Annotated in this window: 18 protein-coding genes; 12 read left to right on the plus strand and 6 right to left on the minus strand. The window is 67.2% G+C overall.

Features of this window, described 5'->3' with window-relative positions; translation table 11 throughout:
• Positions 1–29 precede the first annotated feature (29 nt).
• From ACQEVG_RS18730 to ACQEVG_RS18745, 4 genes are read left to right on the plus strand one after another with little or no spacing between them, the layout of a single operon-like run.
• On the plus strand, positions 30–782 hold the full coding sequence (locus ACQEVG_RS18730) for a phytanoyl-CoA dioxygenase family protein (protein WP_432984738.1): 753 nt from the start codon (positions 30–32) through the stop codon (positions 780–782).
• 55 nt (positions 783–837) lie between these two features.
• Entirely contained in the window at positions 838–1,788 is a 951-nt protein-coding gene (locus ACQEVG_RS18735) for an SDR family NAD(P)-dependent oxidoreductase (RefSeq protein WP_432984740.1), read from the plus strand.
• A 48-nt stretch (positions 1,789–1,836) separates the two neighbouring features.
• Complete coding sequence (locus ACQEVG_RS18740) at positions 1,837–2,712, plus strand: phytanoyl-CoA dioxygenase family protein (protein WP_432984742.1); 876 nt, start codon at positions 1,837–1,839, stop codon at positions 2,710–2,712.
• Entirely contained in the window at positions 2,709–3,479 is a 771-nt protein-coding gene (locus ACQEVG_RS18745) for a class I SAM-dependent methyltransferase (RefSeq protein ID WP_432984744.1), read from the plus strand. Before ACQEVG_RS18740 ends, ACQEVG_RS18745 begins: the two co-directional genes overlap by 4 nt.
• A gap of 6 nt (positions 3,480–3,485) precedes the next feature.
• Here ACQEVG_RS18745 and ACQEVG_RS18750 read toward each other — a convergent pair whose 3' ends face one another.
• Entirely contained in the window at positions 3,486–4,145 is a 660-nt protein-coding gene (locus tag ACQEVG_RS18750; RefSeq protein WP_432984746.1) for a Sua5/YciO/YrdC/YwlC family protein, read from the minus strand.
• Positions 4,145–4,729 carry a hypothetical protein gene (locus tag ACQEVG_RS18755; protein WP_432984748.1) on the minus strand — a complete coding sequence of 195 codons (585 nt, stop codon included), beginning with the start codon at positions 4,727–4,729 and terminating at the stop codon, positions 4,145–4,147. Before ACQEVG_RS18755 ends, ACQEVG_RS18750 begins: the two co-directional genes overlap by 1 nt.
• 44 nt (positions 4,730–4,773) lie before the next feature.
• Between ACQEVG_RS18755 and ACQEVG_RS18760 the strand changes: the two genes are divergently transcribed.
• On the plus strand, positions 4,774–4,929 hold the full coding sequence (locus ACQEVG_RS18760) for a hypothetical protein (RefSeq protein ID WP_432984750.1): 156 nt from the start codon (positions 4,774–4,776) through the stop codon (positions 4,927–4,929).
• 88 nt (positions 4,930–5,017) lie between these two features.
• Here the strand turns inward: ACQEVG_RS18760 and ACQEVG_RS18765 are convergent, their stop codons facing one another.
• Together ACQEVG_RS18765 and ACQEVG_RS18770 are read right to left on the minus strand one after the other, a co-directional pair.
• Positions 5,018–5,239 carry a hypothetical protein gene (locus ACQEVG_RS18765; protein WP_432984752.1) on the minus strand — a complete coding sequence of 74 codons (222 nt, stop codon included), beginning with the start codon at positions 5,237–5,239 and terminating at the stop codon, positions 5,018–5,020.
• A 102-nt stretch (positions 5,240–5,341) separates the two neighbouring features.
• Positions 5,342–7,003, minus strand: coding sequence for a carbamoyltransferase family protein (locus ACQEVG_RS18770; RefSeq protein ID WP_432984754.1), 1,662 nt, complete (start codon positions 7,001–7,003; stop codon positions 5,342–5,344).
• Between the two features lie 550 nt (positions 7,004–7,553).
• Here ACQEVG_RS18770 and ACQEVG_RS18775 point away from each other — a divergent pair.
• The 7 genes from ACQEVG_RS18775 to ACQEVG_RS18805 all read left to right on the plus strand — a co-directional run bounded on the left by ACQEVG_RS18775 (position 7,554) and on the right by ACQEVG_RS18805 (position 16,819).
• The gene (locus tag ACQEVG_RS18775; protein WP_432984756.1) at positions 7,554–9,494 is read left to right on the plus strand and encodes an ABC transporter ATP-binding protein; all 1,941 of its coding nucleotides are present in this window, start codon (positions 7,554–7,556) and stop codon (positions 9,492–9,494) included.
• Positions 9,491–11,275: an ATP-binding cassette domain-containing protein gene (locus tag ACQEVG_RS18780; protein WP_432984758.1), complete on the plus strand. Its 1,785-nt coding sequence runs from the start codon at positions 9,491–9,493 to the stop codon at positions 11,273–11,275. Before ACQEVG_RS18775 ends, ACQEVG_RS18780 begins: the two co-directional genes overlap by 4 nt.
• A 198-nt stretch (positions 11,276–11,473) precedes the next feature.
• Positions 11,474–12,316, plus strand: a complete 843-nt coding sequence (locus tag ACQEVG_RS18785; RefSeq protein WP_432984760.1) for a carbohydrate ABC transporter permease — start codon at positions 11,474–11,476, stop codon at positions 12,314–12,316.
• Entirely contained in the window at positions 12,313–13,155 is an 843-nt protein-coding gene (locus ACQEVG_RS18790; RefSeq protein WP_432984763.1) for a carbohydrate ABC transporter permease, read from the plus strand. The genes ACQEVG_RS18785 and ACQEVG_RS18790 overlap by 4 nt, the downstream gene beginning before the upstream one ends.
• Positions 13,156–13,219: 64 nt before the next feature.
• Positions 13,220–14,458, plus strand: coding sequence for an ABC transporter substrate-binding protein (locus ACQEVG_RS18795; protein WP_432984766.1), 1,239 nt, complete (start codon positions 13,220–13,222; stop codon positions 14,456–14,458).
• A complete protein-coding gene (locus ACQEVG_RS18800) occupies positions 14,455–15,681 on the plus strand; it encodes a hypothetical protein (RefSeq protein WP_432984769.1) in 1,227 nt (408 codons plus the stop codon). The genes ACQEVG_RS18795 and ACQEVG_RS18800 overlap by 4 nt, the downstream gene beginning before the upstream one ends.
• Positions 15,682–15,703: 22 nt before the next feature.
• Complete coding sequence (locus ACQEVG_RS18805; RefSeq protein WP_432984772.1) at positions 15,704–16,819, plus strand: glycosyltransferase; 1,116 nt, start codon at positions 15,704–15,706, stop codon at positions 16,817–16,819.
• Positions 16,820–16,902: 83 nt separating this feature from the next.
• On the opposite strand, the gene ACQEVG_RS18810 is transcribed toward ACQEVG_RS18805, so the two are convergent.
• Positions 16,903–17,832 carry a TIGR03621 family F420-dependent LLM class oxidoreductase gene (locus ACQEVG_RS18810; RefSeq protein WP_432984775.1) on the minus strand — a complete coding sequence of 310 codons (930 nt, stop codon included), beginning with the start codon at positions 17,830–17,832 and terminating at the stop codon, positions 16,903–16,905.
• The gene (locus ACQEVG_RS18815) at positions 17,822–18,736 is read right to left on the minus strand and encodes a phytanoyl-CoA dioxygenase family protein (protein WP_432984778.1); all 915 of its coding nucleotides are present in this window, start codon (positions 18,734–18,736) and stop codon (positions 17,822–17,824) included. Before ACQEVG_RS18815 ends, ACQEVG_RS18810 begins: the two co-directional genes overlap by 11 nt.
• Positions 18,737–18,757: the final 21 nt, after the last annotated feature.

An 18,757-nucleotide genomic window follows, 5' to 3' on the forward strand; every position in this document is an offset into this window, starting at 1 on the left:
GGCAACGATCCTCACAACGGAGGCTGAACATGGCGACGCAGCAGGACCAGACGATCGAGCACGCCGACATCCACGAAGTCCCGGCGGTCCTGGATGCGCTGGAAAAGGATGGTGTGGTGCTCGTGCCCGGCTATCTCGACGCTCAGGCCGTCACCGCAGCGACCCGGGAGTGCCACGAGTTGTTCGAGCGGACCCCGTCGTGGGCGCACCACGAGGAGTACTCGTTGGGCAAGTCGGTGCGAATGGAGCGCGCCGACATGGACGCCTCGGTGCTCCCAACACTGACTGCGGCCTTCGCCCGGCCCGAGCTGGAGGCAGTGGTCAGCGGGTTCTTCGGCGAGGGGTACATCTTCAGCCGCACCGTCTACGCGATCCTCGACGTGGTCGGCAGCATCACTCGGGTCCAGCAGCTCCACCATGACAAGATGCGGCACCTCAAATCGTTCGTGTACTTGACGGACGTGGGACCAGCCAACGGCCCGTTCCACTGCGTGCCCGGCTCGCACCGGCTGACCCGCGAGATGCAGCGGGAGAACCGCAAGCGGAACATCGTGCCGAGCGACGACGACGCGCGGGTGCTGCCGACCGAGCTCAATGACCAGCGCGTCGTGGCGCTGGGTGATGCCGGGACGCTCATCCTCTTCGACAGCGACATCGCTCACCACGCTGGGGTCGTGACCGAGGGGGAGCGCCTCGCCGCGCGCAGCCTGAGCTTCGGTGCCTACCGCGCACAGACCTGGTACCGCGCCGACGGCACGGTCGCGGAACCCGGGCAGCCATAGCAGTCCAATCCCGCTGTTCTGACCTCCATTTCATGAAAGGGCTAGGTTAAAACGGATGAAGATGACTGCGCTTTCCGTACCGATCGATCTCGCGGGACGGGTCATCCTGGTGACGGGAGGCGCCGGCGACATCGGCTCCGCCATCGCCGTGCAGGCTGCCCAAGTCGGAGCGACGGTGATAATCGCCGACAACGGCACGAGCGTCGACGGCGTCGGCCAGGACACGGCCGTCGTCACCGACGTGGCGAAACGGCTCGCAACTGAGGCCGGGGATTGCAGCAGCGTCGAGGGCCGATTCTGTGACGTCACCGACGCCGACCAGGTGGAGGGGATGATTGAGGACCTGTTCGCCGCGCACGGCAACGTCGACGCCGTAATCGCGGCCGCTGGCACGCTGCGCACCAACCCGGTGTGGGACACGACGATCGAAGACTGGCGCAACGTTCTGGACTCGCACGCCACACACACGTACCTCGTCGGTGCGGCCGCCTGCCGCCGATGGCGAGCGAACAGTGCGGAACGGGCTGGCTCCCCATGCGCGTTGGTCACCTTCACGGCCGCCACGGGCCTCGTCGGCCGCCCCGACCTCGGCGTCACCCACGCCGCAGCCAAGGGTGCCATTGCCGGCATGACACTGGAGCTTGCGCACGAGATGTACCCATATGGCGTCACCGTCAACGCGGTCAATGCGGCGAGCGTCCGCGGCCGGATGGCGCGGCATGTGGGCGCCAGCACCCCCGAGTCCCACGACGCTGGCGACGCCAGCTCACCTCAGCACGCCGCGATGTTGTCGACGTACCTTGCCACCACCGACGCGGGCTGGATCACCGGGCAGGTGTTTCGTGTGATGGGCGGGCTCATCGGTCGCTACCGCCCGTGGGAGCTGGCGGAGTCGATTGAACAGCCGGGCTTCTGGACACTGGAGGAGACCCGGGTCGGTCTGCGCCGGCTGGCCGGCGCGTACCCCGAGTACAAGGCACTGCAAGGACCGCACCGAGAGTTCTGAGACCTCGGCCCAAGAACGACGAAGACGACGGCATTGCAAGGGAACGCTATGAGTATTCAGGACGCTCCCGAGGACACCGGCACCGCGCAACGGTCCGCCGGCACCGACGTCCCGGGCATCAGGCAAGTCACCCGCGCGGAGATCGAAAAGTTCTGGGAGAACGGCTGGATCCGGCTGCCGAGACTGATCGACCCGGACCTCATCGGATCAATGCTGCAGCGGGCCCAGCAGCTCATGGGCCCGGAGGGGGACGCCAACGAGGAGCGCAAAGGCTTCGACTTCGAGACCTCGCCCGCGTCGCAGTCATTCCGCAGCCCCTCGGAGGTCGACGAGCTCTACGAGCGCGTTGTGCTGTCCAAGCAACTCGGCCGCAACGCCGCCCTGCTGCTGGGTCGAGACCACGCGCAACGCTTCTTCGACGACATCCTGCTTGTCAAGCTGCCGCTGAGCCAGCGGCAGGACCGCGGCCAGGCACTGGGCTGGCACCAGGACAAGAACCCCACCGACCGGTCGTGGATCTACTTCTGGATCCCGCTCGACCACGTGGAGCCGCAGCAGGGCGCGGTGCGGTACTTGACCGGCTCGCACAAGCTCGGGCCGCTGTGGCGCGGCGGTGCCTGCGTCGATCTCGACGAGGCCTACCGCCTCGCGCCGCGGCTGCACTCCTGCGAGATGTCCGATGAGATGTCCTTCGAGCCCGGTGACGTGATCGCGCACTGCAGCTGGGTAGTGCACGGGACCGACGCCAACGTCGGCACCCGGCCGCGCTGGGTGTACCGGCCGTCGTTCTTCCCCGCCGACGCGGTCTATATGGGCGTGCCGTCGCCGACGATCGCGGAGCGCGGCATCAAGCCGTTTGAGATCCTCGACCACGCCGACTTCCCGATCACCTACGAACCCGCAGCGGCCGGCGGTGCTGGGTGACCACCACTCACCGGGGCGGAGAGATCGCCCGCAGCAACCGGCGCACATGGGACATGTGGAGCGACGGGTACCAGGAGAAGCACGGCGGACTGCTTGGCGCGCACGCCGAGGCGTGGGGGCTGTGGCGCCGCCCGGAGAGCGAACTGCGGGTGCTGGACCCCGTCGCGGGCCGCGAAGTGCTGGAGTTGGGCTGCGGGGCCGCGCACTGGGCACAGTCCCTGGCCCGGCGTGGTGCCCGGGTGGTGGCCCTGGACATCTCCCTGGCCCAACTCCGCCACGCCGACCGGCACAGCCGCAGCGACGCGGGGCACCAGCCGGCGCTTGTACAGGCCGACGCCCATGCGCTGCCGTTCGCGGCGGCCTCGTTCGACCTGGCGTTCTCCGACTACGGCGGGATGTCGTGGGCCGACCCGTACCGTACGGTGCCCGAGCTCGCCCGGGTCTTGCGCCCGGGCGGGCAGCTCGCCTTCTGCACCAACTCGCCGTTCTTCGCGATGTGCTGGGACCACAAGACCCGCACGCTCACCGCGGAACTGCGCCAGGCGTACTTCGGGCTGCACACGCGGCAGGTCGCGCCGGACGCCGTCGACTTCGTCCTCGGCTACGGGGAGTGGGTGCGGCTGTTCGGCTCGCACGGCCTGTTCGTCGAGCGGCTTATCGAAGAGCCGCCGGCCGCGGACGCCCGGACCACGTTCGGCGACCGGCCGGCAGAGTGGACAAGCCGGTGGCCGATCGACGCGGTCTGGAGCATCCGCAAGCGTTCCTGAGTCGGCTCACGGCTCGCGCAGCGCTGTCTCGACCGCCCGGGGGTGCACGGCGCCGGCGCGAACGACGATGGGCTGTGCCGAGCAGTCCACGACCGTCAAGCCGATGCTGAGCGGGCACAGCCCGCCGTCGATGAGCAGATCCACCGAGGCGTCGTGCGCCTCGGCGAACGCCGCGACGGCCGCCGGGCTGAGTGCGGGCTCCCGCTTGGTGGGCGTCTGCCCGTCGCTGCGGCTGACGACCGCCGTGGCCGGCGGGTTGCGGGTGCGGGCCGCGAGGTCGCCAAGCAGCCACGGGTCGCGGGTGACCATCGCGGTGCCAGTGCCGAGCCACGGGTGCTGATCAGCGTCCTTGGCGCTCCGCCACGGCAGGAGCAGGGCCAGGTCGCCTGGCCAGAGCCGCTCGGCGAGCCGCCCGGCGTCAGGCGAGAGCACGAAGCGCTTCGCCACGGCCGCGTTCGACGGCATGACCAGCGCCAGGGGCTTTGCTGCTGGGCGGCCCTTGCCGACGAAGATGCCTCGGCACGCGGCCTCGTCGGTGGAGTCGGCGCACAGCATGTACCACCGGCGAGTCGGCAGCGCGACGATGCCTCCGGCATCCACGACCGCGACGCAGGCGTCGAGCGCCGCGGTGCCGTCCGCGGCCGGCAGGATGCGCACCGGGGCCATCAGCGCCGCGTCCACAGGTCGTTGAGGCCGTTGAGTTCGTGGCCGGGCGCGAACCGGGCCGTCGCGGCCAGTGCCGCGGCGTCGGCGAAGCCGCGAGCCACCTGTTCGGGGCTTTGCGCGTCGCTGCCGAATGTGATCGCCTCCCGGCGCTCGTCGCGCCGCCACCACAGGATGTCGAGGTTGAGCGGGACGCGGGTGTTAGCCTCCAGCGCTTTGCCTTTCGCGGCCAGCACAGCCGGCACGGCGCGGTAGTCGTCCTCGAAGTCGGCCACTCGGTACTCCTTGCACTCATGCGGCCAGAACCGCGCGGCGTAGTCGATGAGGGCCAGCACGTGGAAGTCGTCGAAGCGTTCGACGACTTGCAGGACCTCGCCAAGGTACCGCCGGACCACCTCGTGCGGTGTACGGACGCCGAACACCGCGTCGACCGTGCTGGCTCCCGGGTCGGAGGGCAGGGTATGCACGGAGGCGAGAACACGCTCGAAGCAGGCGCCGCCGAGCAGGTCGGCGACGCGCCGCTGATGCCGGTGCGGTTCGCTCAGCTCCACAGGGGACGGCGCAGCATGGGGAACATCTGCCCGCACGCGTCGATGCTGCGGGTAACCGCCGCACGTCCAGCGGCGGGGGAGTGAGTACCCGGTCGGTCACCAGGCTGCGCTGCCAGTGCGGCGGCGCCACGTCCGCGGCGAAGCGTCGCGCGGTGAAGTCGGCGGGGTCGCTGAACGCGATCGACGGCAGCCCGAGCTGGACGGCGCGACGGCAGGCGAGCTCCATCGACGTGTAGGGCGCATCCCAGGAGCACTCGCTGTGCACGTGGCCGTCTGCGGGTGGCGGGGTGCCCGGCTCTGGGTCGGGGTCCGATCCGGCTGGCGTCACGCTCTTCGCCGGTCCGCTGGGTGCCCCTGGCGACCAGTGCGCCGGTTCACGGTGTGCAGGTACGGTGCGCGCCAACGGGACTCCTCGGAGCGCATACCAGTGCCGTGCAGCACCAGCTTGTCGATGCGGTCCAGCACCTCGTCCGGGTAGAGATCCTCCGCACCGAGCGTTTCCTGCAGGCGCTTCTCGGTGAGGGTGCCGCGCACCGAGAAGTGCACTGCGGGGTGCTCGATGCTCCAGCTGCACGGCGAGGCGCAGCAGAGCCGCACCGAACGTGAGGACCGAGACCTCCATGCCGGTCTCGCCCAGCATGCAGTACCTCATCCGGCGGGCTTCTGCACAAGCATCGACCCGATCGCCAGGGCGTCCAGGCCGGAGCCGAAGAACGAGCGCAGCGCGTCCTGAGGTGAGTGCACGATCGGCTCGTTGGCGAGGTTGAACGAGGTGTTCATGACGATCTCGGGGTGGCCCCGGGCGGCCAGGCGGTCGAGCAGCCGGCGGTACTCCGCCGGGGCGTCGTCGTCGAGGATCTGCGGTCGGCACGAGCCGTCGACGTGCACGACGGCGGGGATCTCGGCTCGCATCTCGTCCCGCACCTGACAGGCCGCCAGCATGAACCGCGAGGGCCCCGGGTTGATGAGGTACTTTTCGGCCGCTGCGGCGGACATGCTGGGTGCCAGGGGCCGCCACTGCTCCCGATTCTTGATTGCGTTGACGCGGTGGTGCATCCGGTGCTCCAGCGGCGAGGCGAGGATGGAGCGCTGCCCGAGCGCGCGCGGTCCGAACTCGGCACGGCCCTGGAACCAACCCACCACCTGGCCGTCGATGATGAGGTCAGCGACGGCGTCGGCGATGTCATCGACGTCGGTGTAGGGCACGCCCTTGTCGCGCAGGGCGGTGCGCATCTCTTCGTCGCTGAACTGCGGGCCGAGGCCCGCCGTGCCCAGAGCTCGGCCGTGCCGCTCGCCCGCCGCTGCGGCGACGGCCAGCGCCGCGCCAGCGCTGGTGCCGGCGTCGCCGCTGGCCGGGAAGATGGCGAGCCGGTCGACGAGCCCCGACTGCCAGATGGCGCCGTTGGCCGTGCAGTTCAGCCCGACGCCGCCGGCGAGCACGACGTTGCGGCAGCCGGTCTCGCGCACCGCGCTCTCGACTACGTGCAGCAGCGCCCGCTCCAGGACGTGCTGGCCGGATGCCGCCACGTGCTGCTGCCACTCGCCCGTCTCGGCTGACACCTCCAGCCGTGCGGTGATCGGGTTGTACGTGTACTGCCGCGGCCGCGGCGGACCGAAGCGCTCTGCCGCGCGGGCCGCCCACGCCTTCACCAGCGGCGGGCCGAAGTTCGGCTGGTCCTCGCCGAGCGGGCTCAGGCCCGTGTGGTAGCCGCCGTCGTCGTGCAGGACGAACGGCATCCAGCTCTTGTCCGGCTCGCTGTAGGAGGCTAGGCCCATGACCTTGCCCTCCTGGCCGAAGCGGAAGCCGAGGTAGTTGGTCAGACCGAGATAGAACATCCCAAGCGACTCGCTGATCGGCCAGTGGCGCTTCACGTCGATGGCCCCGCCGCGGGCGTAGGCAATGAGGGTCGAGATGCGGTCGCCGACGCCGTCCGTGCTGATGATTGTCGCCTCGTCGAACCCGGAGGTGTGGTAGGCGGCGGAGGCGTGCGAGATCGGATGCGCAACCTGCTCCCATCTGGGCCGCCGACCCTCGGCGAAATAGGGGTGGGCGAGCAGGCTGACCTGTATGTCGCGCTGCACGTCTGCGGAGTCGGCGACGAGCCAGCTCGTGGCGATGACGTCGACGTCAGCCATCGTGATACCGGCCGCGGCTAAGCAGTAGGCGGTTGCCTCCACCGGCAGTTGATCGTGCGCGTGTCGCCTGCGGATGAAGCGCTCCTCCTCGGCGAGCGACACGAGCTGTCCGTCGATCACCAGGGCTGCCGATGCGTCATGGCCGAGGCCGCCCGCGAGACCAAGAATGATCATGATGTGCCCCCGTGATTCGGTTGCCGGCGCAGACGCGCCCGCGTGACTGTGTCGGGAACCGCCATCCGCCTAACCCTCACCCAACTTCGGCAACGTGTCCACCCCTCACCGCCTATGTCCACAGCGGATGTTGGGGGCGTAGGCGGTGCCATCCCGTTGTCGACGATGGTGAAGGTCTTTCCGCCCTGCATTTGGCTCTGGCGCACAATTTGATGGTGACGAAGAGCCGGAGTGAAGTACCTGCTCCTGCAGCGCCGGCGATGCATCCCCAAGCAGTCGACGACTCGCCCCGTCTGATCCAGAGTTTGCCGAAGCCGCCGCGACCTGCGAGCACTGCTGCCGGCCATGCTCACTGCTCTCGGTCACCACCAAGTGTGCGCCAAAGCCTGCATTGACACCCCATCAAGTGTCGTCAAAGATGCGGAAGGGAGTGTGTCCCATGAGGGGCGTGAGTCTCATGCCATAGGCAGGGCTCGGGCAAAGCCCCCGGAACAACCTCGGCCAACGAGCGACCAGACATGCGTGCGACCAGAGCCAGAGCGGGGGCCTTGTGAGGTATGTCGGCGCAGCGAAGCGCTCGCTGCCGCGTGCCATCCTGCAGGGTGTCATCAGGCGTGAGCGGCAACGGCGCGAGGCCGCCGGCCAATTAGTGGCCCTCGCACGTAAGGCGGGTGCCGGGCTCGTCTGCCGCACGCTCGCGTTGCACGTGCTGTCCGGTCTTGGGCCAGTGACGTTCATCGTCGGCATCGGCATCGCGCTGCAGCATCTCGCGGTCGGCGGTGACCTCGACGTCGCCGGCCGGTGGCTCGGTCTAGCGCTAGGCGCCTTCGTCCTGCAGCAGGGCCTCGCACCGGTGCAACTGCTGCTTTCTAAGGAGGTCGCCCGCCGGATCGACCGCTACTGCCTGACCCGCTTCATGACCTTCGCGCTGCGGGACGCGCCGCTGCCGGTGATGGAACGCTCCGATGTCGCCGACCGGCTGAGCATGGTGGATGAGATCTACGAGCAGTGGACCTTCACGCCGGGCGCTGCCACCGAGGGAGGCTTGGCCCTCGCCGCGCGCTACACCCAGCTCGCTGGCGCCGTGACCATCCTCGCCATCGTCGCCGGGCCGTGGCCCGCGGTGATCGCTGCTGCCGTCGCCCTTATCATCCGTCGCGGGCGGTCCGAGGCATTCTTCCACTGGGGGCGACTCAATCGCCAATTCACGCCGCTGCAACGGCAGACCAACTACGTGCGTGAGCTGGCCACGAGCACCCGCGCCGCCAAAGACATTCGGGCCTTCGGCCTCGTCGGCTGGATCGACGCTCGCTATTCCGCCGAGGCGAGTAACCTGCACCGCCAGCTGTGGTACTGGCGGCGGCGTCTCTACGGTCGGCCGTTCGTGGTCTACACAGTCCTGGCTATCGGCGGCACGACGGCGGTGCTGTTCGTCGTTGCCCGGACGGGGACCGTTGTCGCAGAGGTCGGCGCGACCGTCATGGCGGTGCAGGCACTCGCGTTATGCGCACGGTTCGGCATCGTCTTCCAGGAGTCGGACATCAAGATGGTCTTCGGCCGCGGCGCCTGGGAGGCGCTGCTGGAGATCGATGAGATCGCCCGGCACGCCACTGCGGAGCAAGAACAGTCGCCCTCCAGGGCAGGCGCCGACCCGGCGGCCGCATGCCTGCGCGTTGACCGGGCCCGCACCGGGATCCGCTTCGACGGTGTCCACTTCGGCTACCGCCCAGACCTCCCAGTCATCGACGGCCTGGACCTCGAGCTGCGGGCCGGCACGTCAACCGCGATCGTCGGCGTCAACGGCGCTGGCAAGACTACGCTGGTGAAGCTGCTGACTGGTCTGTACCGCCCGGACGCCGGCACGATCAGCGTCGACGGCACCGATCTCCGCGACGTCGACCCGATTGCCTGGACCCGCGCGATCACGGTGACATTCCAGGACTACATCCGCTACGAGGCGAGCCTACGTGACAACGTCGCGATGAGCGCGATCGAGCACCGCGACGATAGCGCCGGGATCCTGGCCGAGCTGGAGAGGGTCGGGCTCGGCAACCTGGCGGCGCAACTACCGGACGAGCTCGAGACCCCTCTGACCCGTTCGCTGCGGGGCGGCCGTGAGCTTTCAGGCGGCCAGTGGCAGCGTCTGGCTCTGGCCAGGTCACTGTTCGCGGTGCGGCACGGCGCCTCAGTACTCGTACTCGATGAGCCGACGTCGCAGTTGGACGCCCGTGGCGAGGCGGAATTCTACGACCGGTTCCTGGACCTCACCTGCGGCGTCACCAGTGTGATCATCTCGCACCGGTTCTCCTCTGTGCGCCGTGCGGACCACATCGTCGTGCTCGACGGCGGCCGGGTGACCGAAGCTGGGAGTCATGACGAACTGGTCGCCGAGGGCGGCGCCTACGCGCGCATGTTTGCCGTGCAGGCCCGCCGCTTCGAGCCCTCCGCGACCGACGCCAGTCGGTCCAGCCGTGGGGAGATGGACCTGTGAGAGAGACGCTGTTCTGCCTGCGATACCTCTTCGTCCTGGGCTGGCGGCTGGACCGCAGGCGTCTGATCGTCGGCGCCGGGCTGTTGGTGCTGGCAGCCCTGGCTACCCCCGTCGTGGCGGTGAGCCTCGGTCGGCTCGTGGACGGCGTGACGGCGGGGGAGCCCAACGCCGCTGTGCGATGGGCCGTGTTGGCCGCAGTCGCCCTCGGCGCCGAGCTGACGCTCGACAACTTCGCGCACATCTACTACTTCGAGCTCTCCGAGCTCACCGACGAGCAGCTCAACCGTGACCTGATCCGCCTAGTCAATGGCACGAGCCGACTGGACCGCCGCGACACCCCGGCCTTTGCCGACCAGATCGATCTGCTCCGCCAGGACGTGATGCAGATGCGAATGACGGTGCAGTCGGGGCTGCAGCTCGGCGCGATCGCCGCTCAGGTGCTCTTCACTGCTGTGCTGCTCGCGACGCTATCGCCGGTGCTGCTGCTGTTGCCGCTCGTCGGGCTCGTGCCGGTATTCCTCGGCCGCCGTGCCGAGCAGGTGCTGCAAGCCACCCGTGAGGAGCAGTCGCCGACCACCCGCTCCATTCGGCACCTGCGGCTGCTTACCACCAATCCGGCCAGCCACAAGGAGATCCAGATAGCAGGGAGCGCCGCATACTTCGTCGCGCAGCAGGACCGGCTGCTGGGCGCCTACGGCTCGGCGATGAGACGGGCGCAGCGTCGGCACACGTCGCTAGTGGTGGTCGGCCAGTTGATCTTCGCCGTCATCTATGTCGGCTCCGTCCTGTGGGTCTACGCCATGGCCCGCCGCGGTGAGGCAAGCGTCGGTGACGTGGTCCTGGTCGTCTCGCTCGCCACGCAGGTCGGCGCCCAGATGGCCGGCGGTCTGGACCTACTCGGCGTGATCCACCGCTCGGCGGCCGGGCTGCGCCGCTTCCTCGCCCTGGAGCGGGAGACCGCCGCTGCCGCTGGCCCGGCGCCGGACGGCCCGCCACCGGCCGCCATTGGCGACGGTATTCGGCTGGAGTCGATCGGGTTCACCTACCCCGGTGCCCGGACCGAGACACTGCGCGACATCGACCTCCACCTGCCAGCCGGTCGCTCGGTGGCGCTCGTCGGGGAAAACGGTGCTGGCAAGAGCACCCTCATCGCGCTACTGCTCGGGCTCTACGCGCCGACGCGCGGGCGGTTGCTCATCGACGGCGTCGACCTCGCCGGGGTGGCTCCCGAGGAGTGGCGCACCCGCGTGGCCGCACTGTTCCAGGACTTCGCCAAGGTTGAGCTGTCGCTACAGCACAGCGTCGGAATCGGCCACCTGCCCGAGGTTGAATCGCGCGAGGCGGTACGCGTCGCCGTCGACCGGGCTGGCGCCAGCGTGCTTGCCGACCAGCTCGGCGACCCGGATGCGCTACTGGGCAACGGTTACGGTGACGGGCAGGATCTCTCCGGCGGGCAGTGGCAGCGCATCGGCTTTGCCCGCACACTCATGCGGACTCGGCCGATGCTGCTCGCTCTGGACGAGCCAGCCTCCGCTCTGGACGCACTGGCCGAGCAGCGGCTCGTCGACGCCTACCAGGCGATGGCGAAGGAGGTAGCGATCAGCGTCGGCGGCGTGACGCTCTTCGTTACCCACCGGCTTTCCACCGTGCGCCTGGCCGACTCCGTCGTAGTGCTCCACGGCGGCCGCATCGTCGAACAGGGCACGCACGACGCTCTGATCACGCTGGACGGTCAGTATGCAGAGCTGTACGCGAGCCAGGCCCGAGCCTATGCCGACTAACTTACCCGGCGCTGATCTGTTCCACATGGCGCGCATAACCAGCGTGCGCACGACGCCGGTGATTCATACGGGACGAGAGATGTCATGAGCAGGCTAGATTTACGTGCCCAACCACATTCTCTCCCGGTTCGGGCTGGTGAGAAGCCGGTCTCGCGACGGCGGCGGGGCTTGCATGAAGGGCTGCTTGGCCTGACTCTCGTGACGCCGGCGGTGCTGCCGCTGATCGTTTTCATCGTAGGGCCGAGCATTTTCGTTGCGGTGATCTCGCTCTACAACTGGAGCTTGCTCGGTGACTCCCCAAAATTCATCGCCACCGACAACTACGCCAAGTTGGCGCATGATGGGAACTTCTGGCAGGCGCTATTCCATACCTTGTATTTTGCGCTCCTGACAGTGCCGACGACAACTGTGCTGGGATCCGTGCTCGGTTGGGCGCTGTATCGACGGATGCGCACCGGCCATGTGCTGGAGTCGGTGATCTTCTCGCCGTACGTGCTGCCGCCTACCGCCACCGTGCTCACCTGGTCGTGGATCTTCCACGGCAATTACGGTGTGCTCAACTCGCTGCTCGGACACCTTGGCATTGATCCCGTCGACTGGCTTGGTAGTCCGCACTGGATCGTGCCATCGATGGCGGTGTACGCAGTGTGGCAGGGCACCGGGTTCAGCCTTGTGCTCTACCTGTCCAGCTTCGGCCGGATCCCGCGCGAGGTCTTCGAGGCCGCCGCGCTCGATGGTGCCAGCTCCAGGCGGATGCTGCGCAGCATCGTCTTCCCACTGGTCAGCCCAACCACATACCTGCTGATCATCTTCAACACGTCCGCGGCATTAAAGGTGTTCGTCGTCAGCTTCATGTTCACGGCCGGTACTGGCGGCACCGAGTCGAGCGGGCTGACCGTGAATCTGTACCAGTACCAGCTTGCGTTCGTGAACTTCCAGGGCGGCTACGGCGCGGCGGTGGCGACCGCGCTGACCACCATCATCATGGCAGTGCTCGCTGTCGGCGCGGCGCTTGGACAGCGAAGGGTCTTCTACCGATGACTCCCTGGCCTCGTAGCCCGCGCACCTGGCGCGACCGGATCGGCAGCGTGCTGCTCTACGGAACCTGCCTGCTCTTCGCGCTGCCCGTCTACTGGATGATCGTGCTGTCGATGTCCCGGCCTGACCAGGCAGCCTCGACGTCGCCGCCGCTGGTGCCCACGACGCCATGGCGCAACTTCGATGCGGTATTCACGGCGCAGGACTGGCCGCAGTACTTCACGAACACGATCTTCGTCGCATTGTCGATCACGGTACTCGCCACGCTCACGTCGTGCCTGGCCGGCTACGCGCTGGCCAACGTGCGCCTCCCGGCGAAACGGATCCTGTTCGGCTTGGTGGTCGCGTCGTTCGTCGTGCCGAGCGAGCTGAGCTTCGTTCCGAACTTCGTACTGATGCGCACGTCCGGCCTGCTTAACACCTACTGGGCATTGATCCTTCCGTTCACGGCGAGCCCGCTGGGCATTTTCATCATGCGGCAGCGGTTCCTCGCCCTGCCGCGCGAGCTGTGGGAAGCAGCTCATGTCGAGGGCTGCTCGCACCTGCGGTACCTCTTCAGGATCGCCCTGCCGAGCAGCAGGTCAGCCGTCGCGGCGACGGCGCTCATCAGCTTCATCGCCGGTTGGAATCTCTTCGAATGGCCGCTCATCTTTACCACCGACGAGACCGTGAGGCCCGTGCAGGTAGCGCTGTCGTACCTCAACAACAGCGACGCCGGTTCGTCGCCGACGATTCTCGCCGCCGCAGGAGTGTTGGTGACCGCGCCCGTGCTCGTCGTATACCTGCTGGCGCGCCGTCAGGTGACCGCGGCGATGACTGGCGACAGCGACTTGAGGAGTTAAGTGCCCGATGAGAACTATGGGGGAGCGCCCGATGAGAAAGCCATTGAGAGTCAGACTGCTGGCCATGCTTGCCGCTACTGCTGTGACGGCGGCATGCGGCAGCGGGAATGCGGATGCCTCCGGTCGCATCACTGTGACGGTGGGGACTGCTAACCAGGGCGAGGTTCTGAAGGCGCTCAAGGAGATTGTCGACTCGTTCAACGCCAGCCAGAGCAAGATCACCGTCAAGCTGCAGCAGTACCCCGACGCGGCGACTCTGCTGCAGAAGACCCTCGTGCAGCTCTCGGCAGGCGAGCCACCGACGTTGTCGCCGTGCCAGCCCTCCTGGGCTGCCGCGTACGCCAAGGTGAACGGCCTAGCCGACATGAGCACCATGTTTGGGACCCCCAACGCCCTGACCGCCAAGGACATCAAAGACTTCGAGCCGGCGCTGATGAAGGCGACGAAGATCAACGGCAAACAGCTCACACTGCCCTTCGACCGCAACCTGTCCTTCCTGTACTACAACAAGAAGCTGTTTAGGCAGGCTGGCCTCACCAAGCCACCGACCACCTGGACTCAGTTCGCGGAGTACGCGGCAAAGTTCAAGGTGGCCAACAGCTGGGCCGCCGACTTCTTCAACTCGCCGTACATGGTGTCGGTGTGGGACTCGATGGTCTACTCCTACGGCGGCGAGATCCTTACCGAGGATCAGACGAAGGCGGCGTTCAACTCCCAGGCCGGGCGCGACGCGCTGAGGTTCTGGGTCGACCTGGCACGCAAGGAGCAGGTGCGGGTGTCGTCGGAGCCGTCCGCCGGCCAGCTCAACTTCGGCGCTGGCCACACGGCGATGTACGTGTCGAACAGCACCGCCCTGTCGTTCATCAAGGAGAGCGTCGGCAGCAAGTTCGAGATCGCCGCCGCGCCCTTGCCTGCTGGACCCGCAGGGACCTTTACCGAGATGGGCGGTGCCAACATCTGCCTGTTCAACAAGGCGCCAAAGAAAGTGCAGGAGGCAGGGTTCAGGTTCATCTCCTACTTGCTGAGCACGTCAAAGAACGGTGACTTCGTCAAGGCTTCCAGCTACCTACCCAACCGAACGAGCACGATCAACGAACTCGAGGATTTCTATGCGCAGAACCCCATCCCAGCCACCGCGGTGAGGGAAATGGCTCACGCAGTCGACCCACCAACCATCGCGGCTTGGCCGCAGATAACCGCGGCCGTCGTCATCCACCTCCTCGCAGCCGTGCGGGGCGACGAGACGGTTGAGGACGCGCTCGATAAGGCAGAGAAAGAAGTCAATGACATCCTCAAAAAATGATCGCCCGCATCAGACCATGCAGAAGGGATCAGGCAGGCATGGCGCGTGATATCAGGGTATCGACGGTCGTAATGGCCCATCCCGACCGGCGGCACCAGGCCGAGCAGCTCCGACGACGCCATCCCGAGCTAGACATCCAGATCGTGCTGGATCCCGAGCCCGAGGGCAAGCCGGCGACGCTGCGTACCGCGAAGCTGGCCTGGAGCGCGGTGCGGGAGGACGCCACCCACCAGCTCGTGCTGCAGGAGGACGTGCAGCTCTGCAACGGCTTCGCCGCAGCGATGCACCAGGCGCTGCAGGTGGCGCCGGAGGGCGCGATCGCCTTTTTCGCCAACTGGGTCATGTCCACGTCCCAGGCGGTCCGGCTGGCGGCGTTCACCGGCGCTTCATGGACGCCTGTGGTCGACTCGTGGGCGCCTACTCAGGCGCTGATCATCCCCGCCCCGCTCGCCCGGCAGTTCGCAGGGTTTGCGGAACGGTACTCAGCTGACAAACCGGATAACCGTGCCATGGCTGAGTTCCTCACCGAGCATGGACTGACGACCTACGTCTCGGTGCCCAACCTGGTCGAGCACCGCCCGGCACAGAGCCTCCTGCTCAACGACCTGTTCTACGGCATCCGCAACTCGACCGTGTTCCCGCTTGGACAGGATCTCGGCGCTGAGACGTTCACGAGCACCGTCGCCACACCGCCTGCCGTGGCCCACCTCGGACTGGGTGACTTCGAGTCGTTGTGCCACTACGAACCGCTCGGCAGGGTGGAGCGGTCCACTATGAACATCAATGAAGTCCTGCTCCCCGCCGGCATGTCGACGCTCGAGCTGGAGGAGGCGTTCGTCAGCGACCTTGACTACCACCCTGAGGCGCTCAAGCCCGGCTTCGGCCCGAGCATGCTGTTCCAGTTCTGGCTGACCATGTTCGTGCAGGGCATCGTCGCCCGCGGCATGCTCGAACCGGTCGGCCCGAAGGCATTCGACAAGCGGCTAGACGCCAGCCCCTGGGCCAGGATCGCACTGGGCACCTTCGCTGCCGGGGCGCTGCGGAAAACATGCCCGCGCGACAAGATCCACGACACTGCCGCGCAACTCACACCGTTGTGCATCACGGGGATGCGTACTGGCTTCGCCGCGATCGAACATTGGCCGGATCTGCGGTCACTGTGGGCCCCCGACGCGAACACCATCCGGCCGAGGTGGAACGCTGGCACGAAGGAGTCGAAGTGATCGCCCTTACCGCTGAGGCACGATGAATATCAGTGTTGTCGTCCCCTCCTATAATACCGGCCCGCAGGTGCGCCTGCTGCTGTTGTGCCTGGCGCAGTGCGAGCTCGACGTTGGTGACTCGCTCGAAGTGGTCGTGGTCGACGACGGCTCCACTGACGACACCGGGGACCTGCTCGTCGAGCTGGAGCTGACGTACCCGCTGACGTATGTGTTCCTGCCGCGGACACCAGCCTCCGGACGGGCCGCGGCCCGAAACGCCGGCATTGCCAAGGCCTTCGGCGACGTGGTGGTCATGGTCGACGCCGACCAGATCGTCGAGCCCAACTTCATCGCCGCGCACGCCCGTTTCCACAGGCTGCGTACCGACTTGGTGGTTGTCGGCCCGCGGGGGGACCTGGGTGAGGGCGTGATCGACGACGAGCGCCTCGCCCGGGAGTTCTCCCTTGAGGGGATGCCCGAGATCGTGGGCTGGGACGGCCGCGACCGCGTGATGACCGAGTTCTCGGAAAACTTCAACAATCTTGCCACCTGCTGGCATTACGCGTTCAGCTGTAACTTGTCGGTGCGCCGCGAGCACCTGCTTGCAGTCGGCGGCTTCGACGAGGGGTTCCTTGGCTGGGGTCTGGAGGACTCCGAGCTGGGCTACCGGTTGTACCGCCGGGGGCTGGCATTCGCGTTCAACCCGAAGGCCCTGGCCTACCAGACTAAGCGCGAGGTCACCCCGGAGATGTTCGTCCAGTGGCGCAGTAACCTCGACCACTTCATCGACAAGCATGGGGGAGCAGCCGAGGTCGCGGTCCAGCAGGTCATCTGCCGGGCGTTCGACCCGGCGGATCGCAGCCTCGACTGGCTGGAATGCATGGTCCGTATGGAGTTCGCGGCGCGGGCGCTGGCGGGCCGGCTACCGGAGCCGGTCGGCTACGAGCTACTCAAGGTGGATGACGCCAATGCCCCTGTCACGCTCGCCCGGCTGCCCGAACTGGCGGCCGAGCGCGACCTGGTCGTCATCGATGACACGGAGCAGGCGGTGCTGGCTGGACCAGTGCAGTGCACCACGACGGTGCGCGAGCTGATGTACTTCTACCGCCCGTCCGCCGCCGTGCGGCAGCAGATCCTCGCCCGCTACCGACCGGCCTGACGACCCGGCCCCGGCGCACTGACACAGCGAAGGGGCACTCTGCGGGCAGCGGATCCGCCTGCGGAGTGCCCCTTCAGTTTGTGTCAGGTGCCTGCGAGGCGGGCGACGATCGGGGCCATCGCTTCGAGCGCGGTGTCCGGGATCGTGACCCGCGACGCCCCCCACCGCTCACGCCGGGCGAGCAGGGCCTCGGTGACCTGCTCCGGTGAACCGACGAGCAGGCTGGGGATCGCGTGGATCTGGTCTTCGCGGAAGCCGAAGGCGGCGCTGAGCTGTGTGATCGTCGCCTTGGCGTTCGGCAGGACGCGGCATTCGTGGATGGCGAGGTCGATTTCGGGCTGAATGGGCCGGCCGGCTGCGGCCGCGCGCGCCCAGCGCACCCGGTCGTCGATCTCGAGGTCCCAGTACGTTGACCGGCGGCCGTCGGCATGTCTGCTCGGTGCGATGCTGACAGTATCGGCCCGTCTCGCGGCGAGCTCGATTAGTCGCCGCCGTGAGCCGCCGATCAGCAGCGGGATCTCCTTCGTCGGGGACGGCACGCTTGTCACGCCGGAGACCGAGAGGTGGCGCCCCTCGTAGGTGACGGGGCCACCTGCGAGGAGTTCGCAGACGACGTCAATGTACTCCGTAAACCGCTCAAAGCGTTGCGGGCGGCTGCCGTGCGGTATCCCGGTCTGAGCGTAATCGCTCTGCCGCCAGCCGGCACCGAGCCCGATCTCGGCGCGGCCACCGCTCAGGACGTCCAGTGTCGCGAACTCCTTCGCGAGGATGACCGGGTTGCGCAGGTCGTGGCACATGACGTAAGTGCCAAGCCGGAGCGTGGTGGTGACAGTGGTCGCTATGGCGAGTGCGGTGAAGGGTGCCATCGGCTGATGGATGTGATCGGTCATGGTCAACAGGTCGTAGCCCGAACCTTCGACCTTGCGCGCCAGTTCCCGCCACTCGTCCGCAGTCTTGACGCCGCCCGTAGCGACGGCGAAGCGGAACCGAGTGTGCCTGTTGTCACCTGACACTGGCGTGTGGAATCTCAGCGAGGGCGACGGCGTATTTCCGGACGGCCTCTACTGCCTCGGGAAGGTAGCTGTCTGGGAAGTGGACGCTATGCATGAGGTGGTGGCGTCGCATATCGCGCTGGAGTTCTTCGGATGGCAGGTTCTGTGCGCGCAGATATTCTACGCGGGCCGTGAAGTATTCGATGTACCGGTCGATTTGCTGGAGGTCATTGCGTGACGCGCTCCAGAAGATTCCGTACTTGCGGAGTTTGTGCGAGCCGTCCTGTGGTGTCCCTCGGTGCATTACTCTGCCGTCGAAGACGAGGAGGTCGCCTGCCTTCGAGTCGATCGAGACGACGTCGGGGTAGGCGCGCATGAGAAAATCGTCGTCGGGGAACTCGCCGTTGGTAGCCCACTTGTGCGACCCGGGTCTGATGTCTAGGCCTCCTCCGGGGCCCGGCAAGTTGTCCTGGAAGTAGACGACGCACTGGACGTGTTTGAACTGTGGGTCGTACACGTGGCTCGCGTCGGGCAGGTACCTCGGAGAGAATCCGTTGTCGACGTGCCATTCGGTGCGGCGGTTGAGCCGGGCCACGTAGTTCGGGTAGTAGGCGAGGGTTCCGCCGAGCCACGCGGTCAGCGCCTTGATCACCCTTTTGCCAAAGATGAAATTCATCTCGGGCATCTGCAGCAGCGCTGTGGCCTCGATCTCGTTCTCGGCGTCCGCGTCGGGTAGTAAGTAGTTGTCGCAGACCGCGCGGGCACGCTCGACTTCCTTGCCTGACAGGACATCGCGGATCAGGATGTAGCCGTCCCTTTCCAGCAACGGGATCCCGTGATCCACGCTATCCAGCGTGATGCTTGGTGCGCTCATTGGTGGCCCCTCCATAGATTCCTCGGCGAGAGCGGCGTCGTACGTGGTCACGGGAGATGAATTCAGGCAGAG

The sequence above is a fragment of the Streptomyces sp. CA-135486 genome (assembly GCF_050936555.1).
GTDB lineage: Bacteria > Actinomycetota > Actinomycetes > Streptomycetales > Streptomycetaceae > Streptomyces.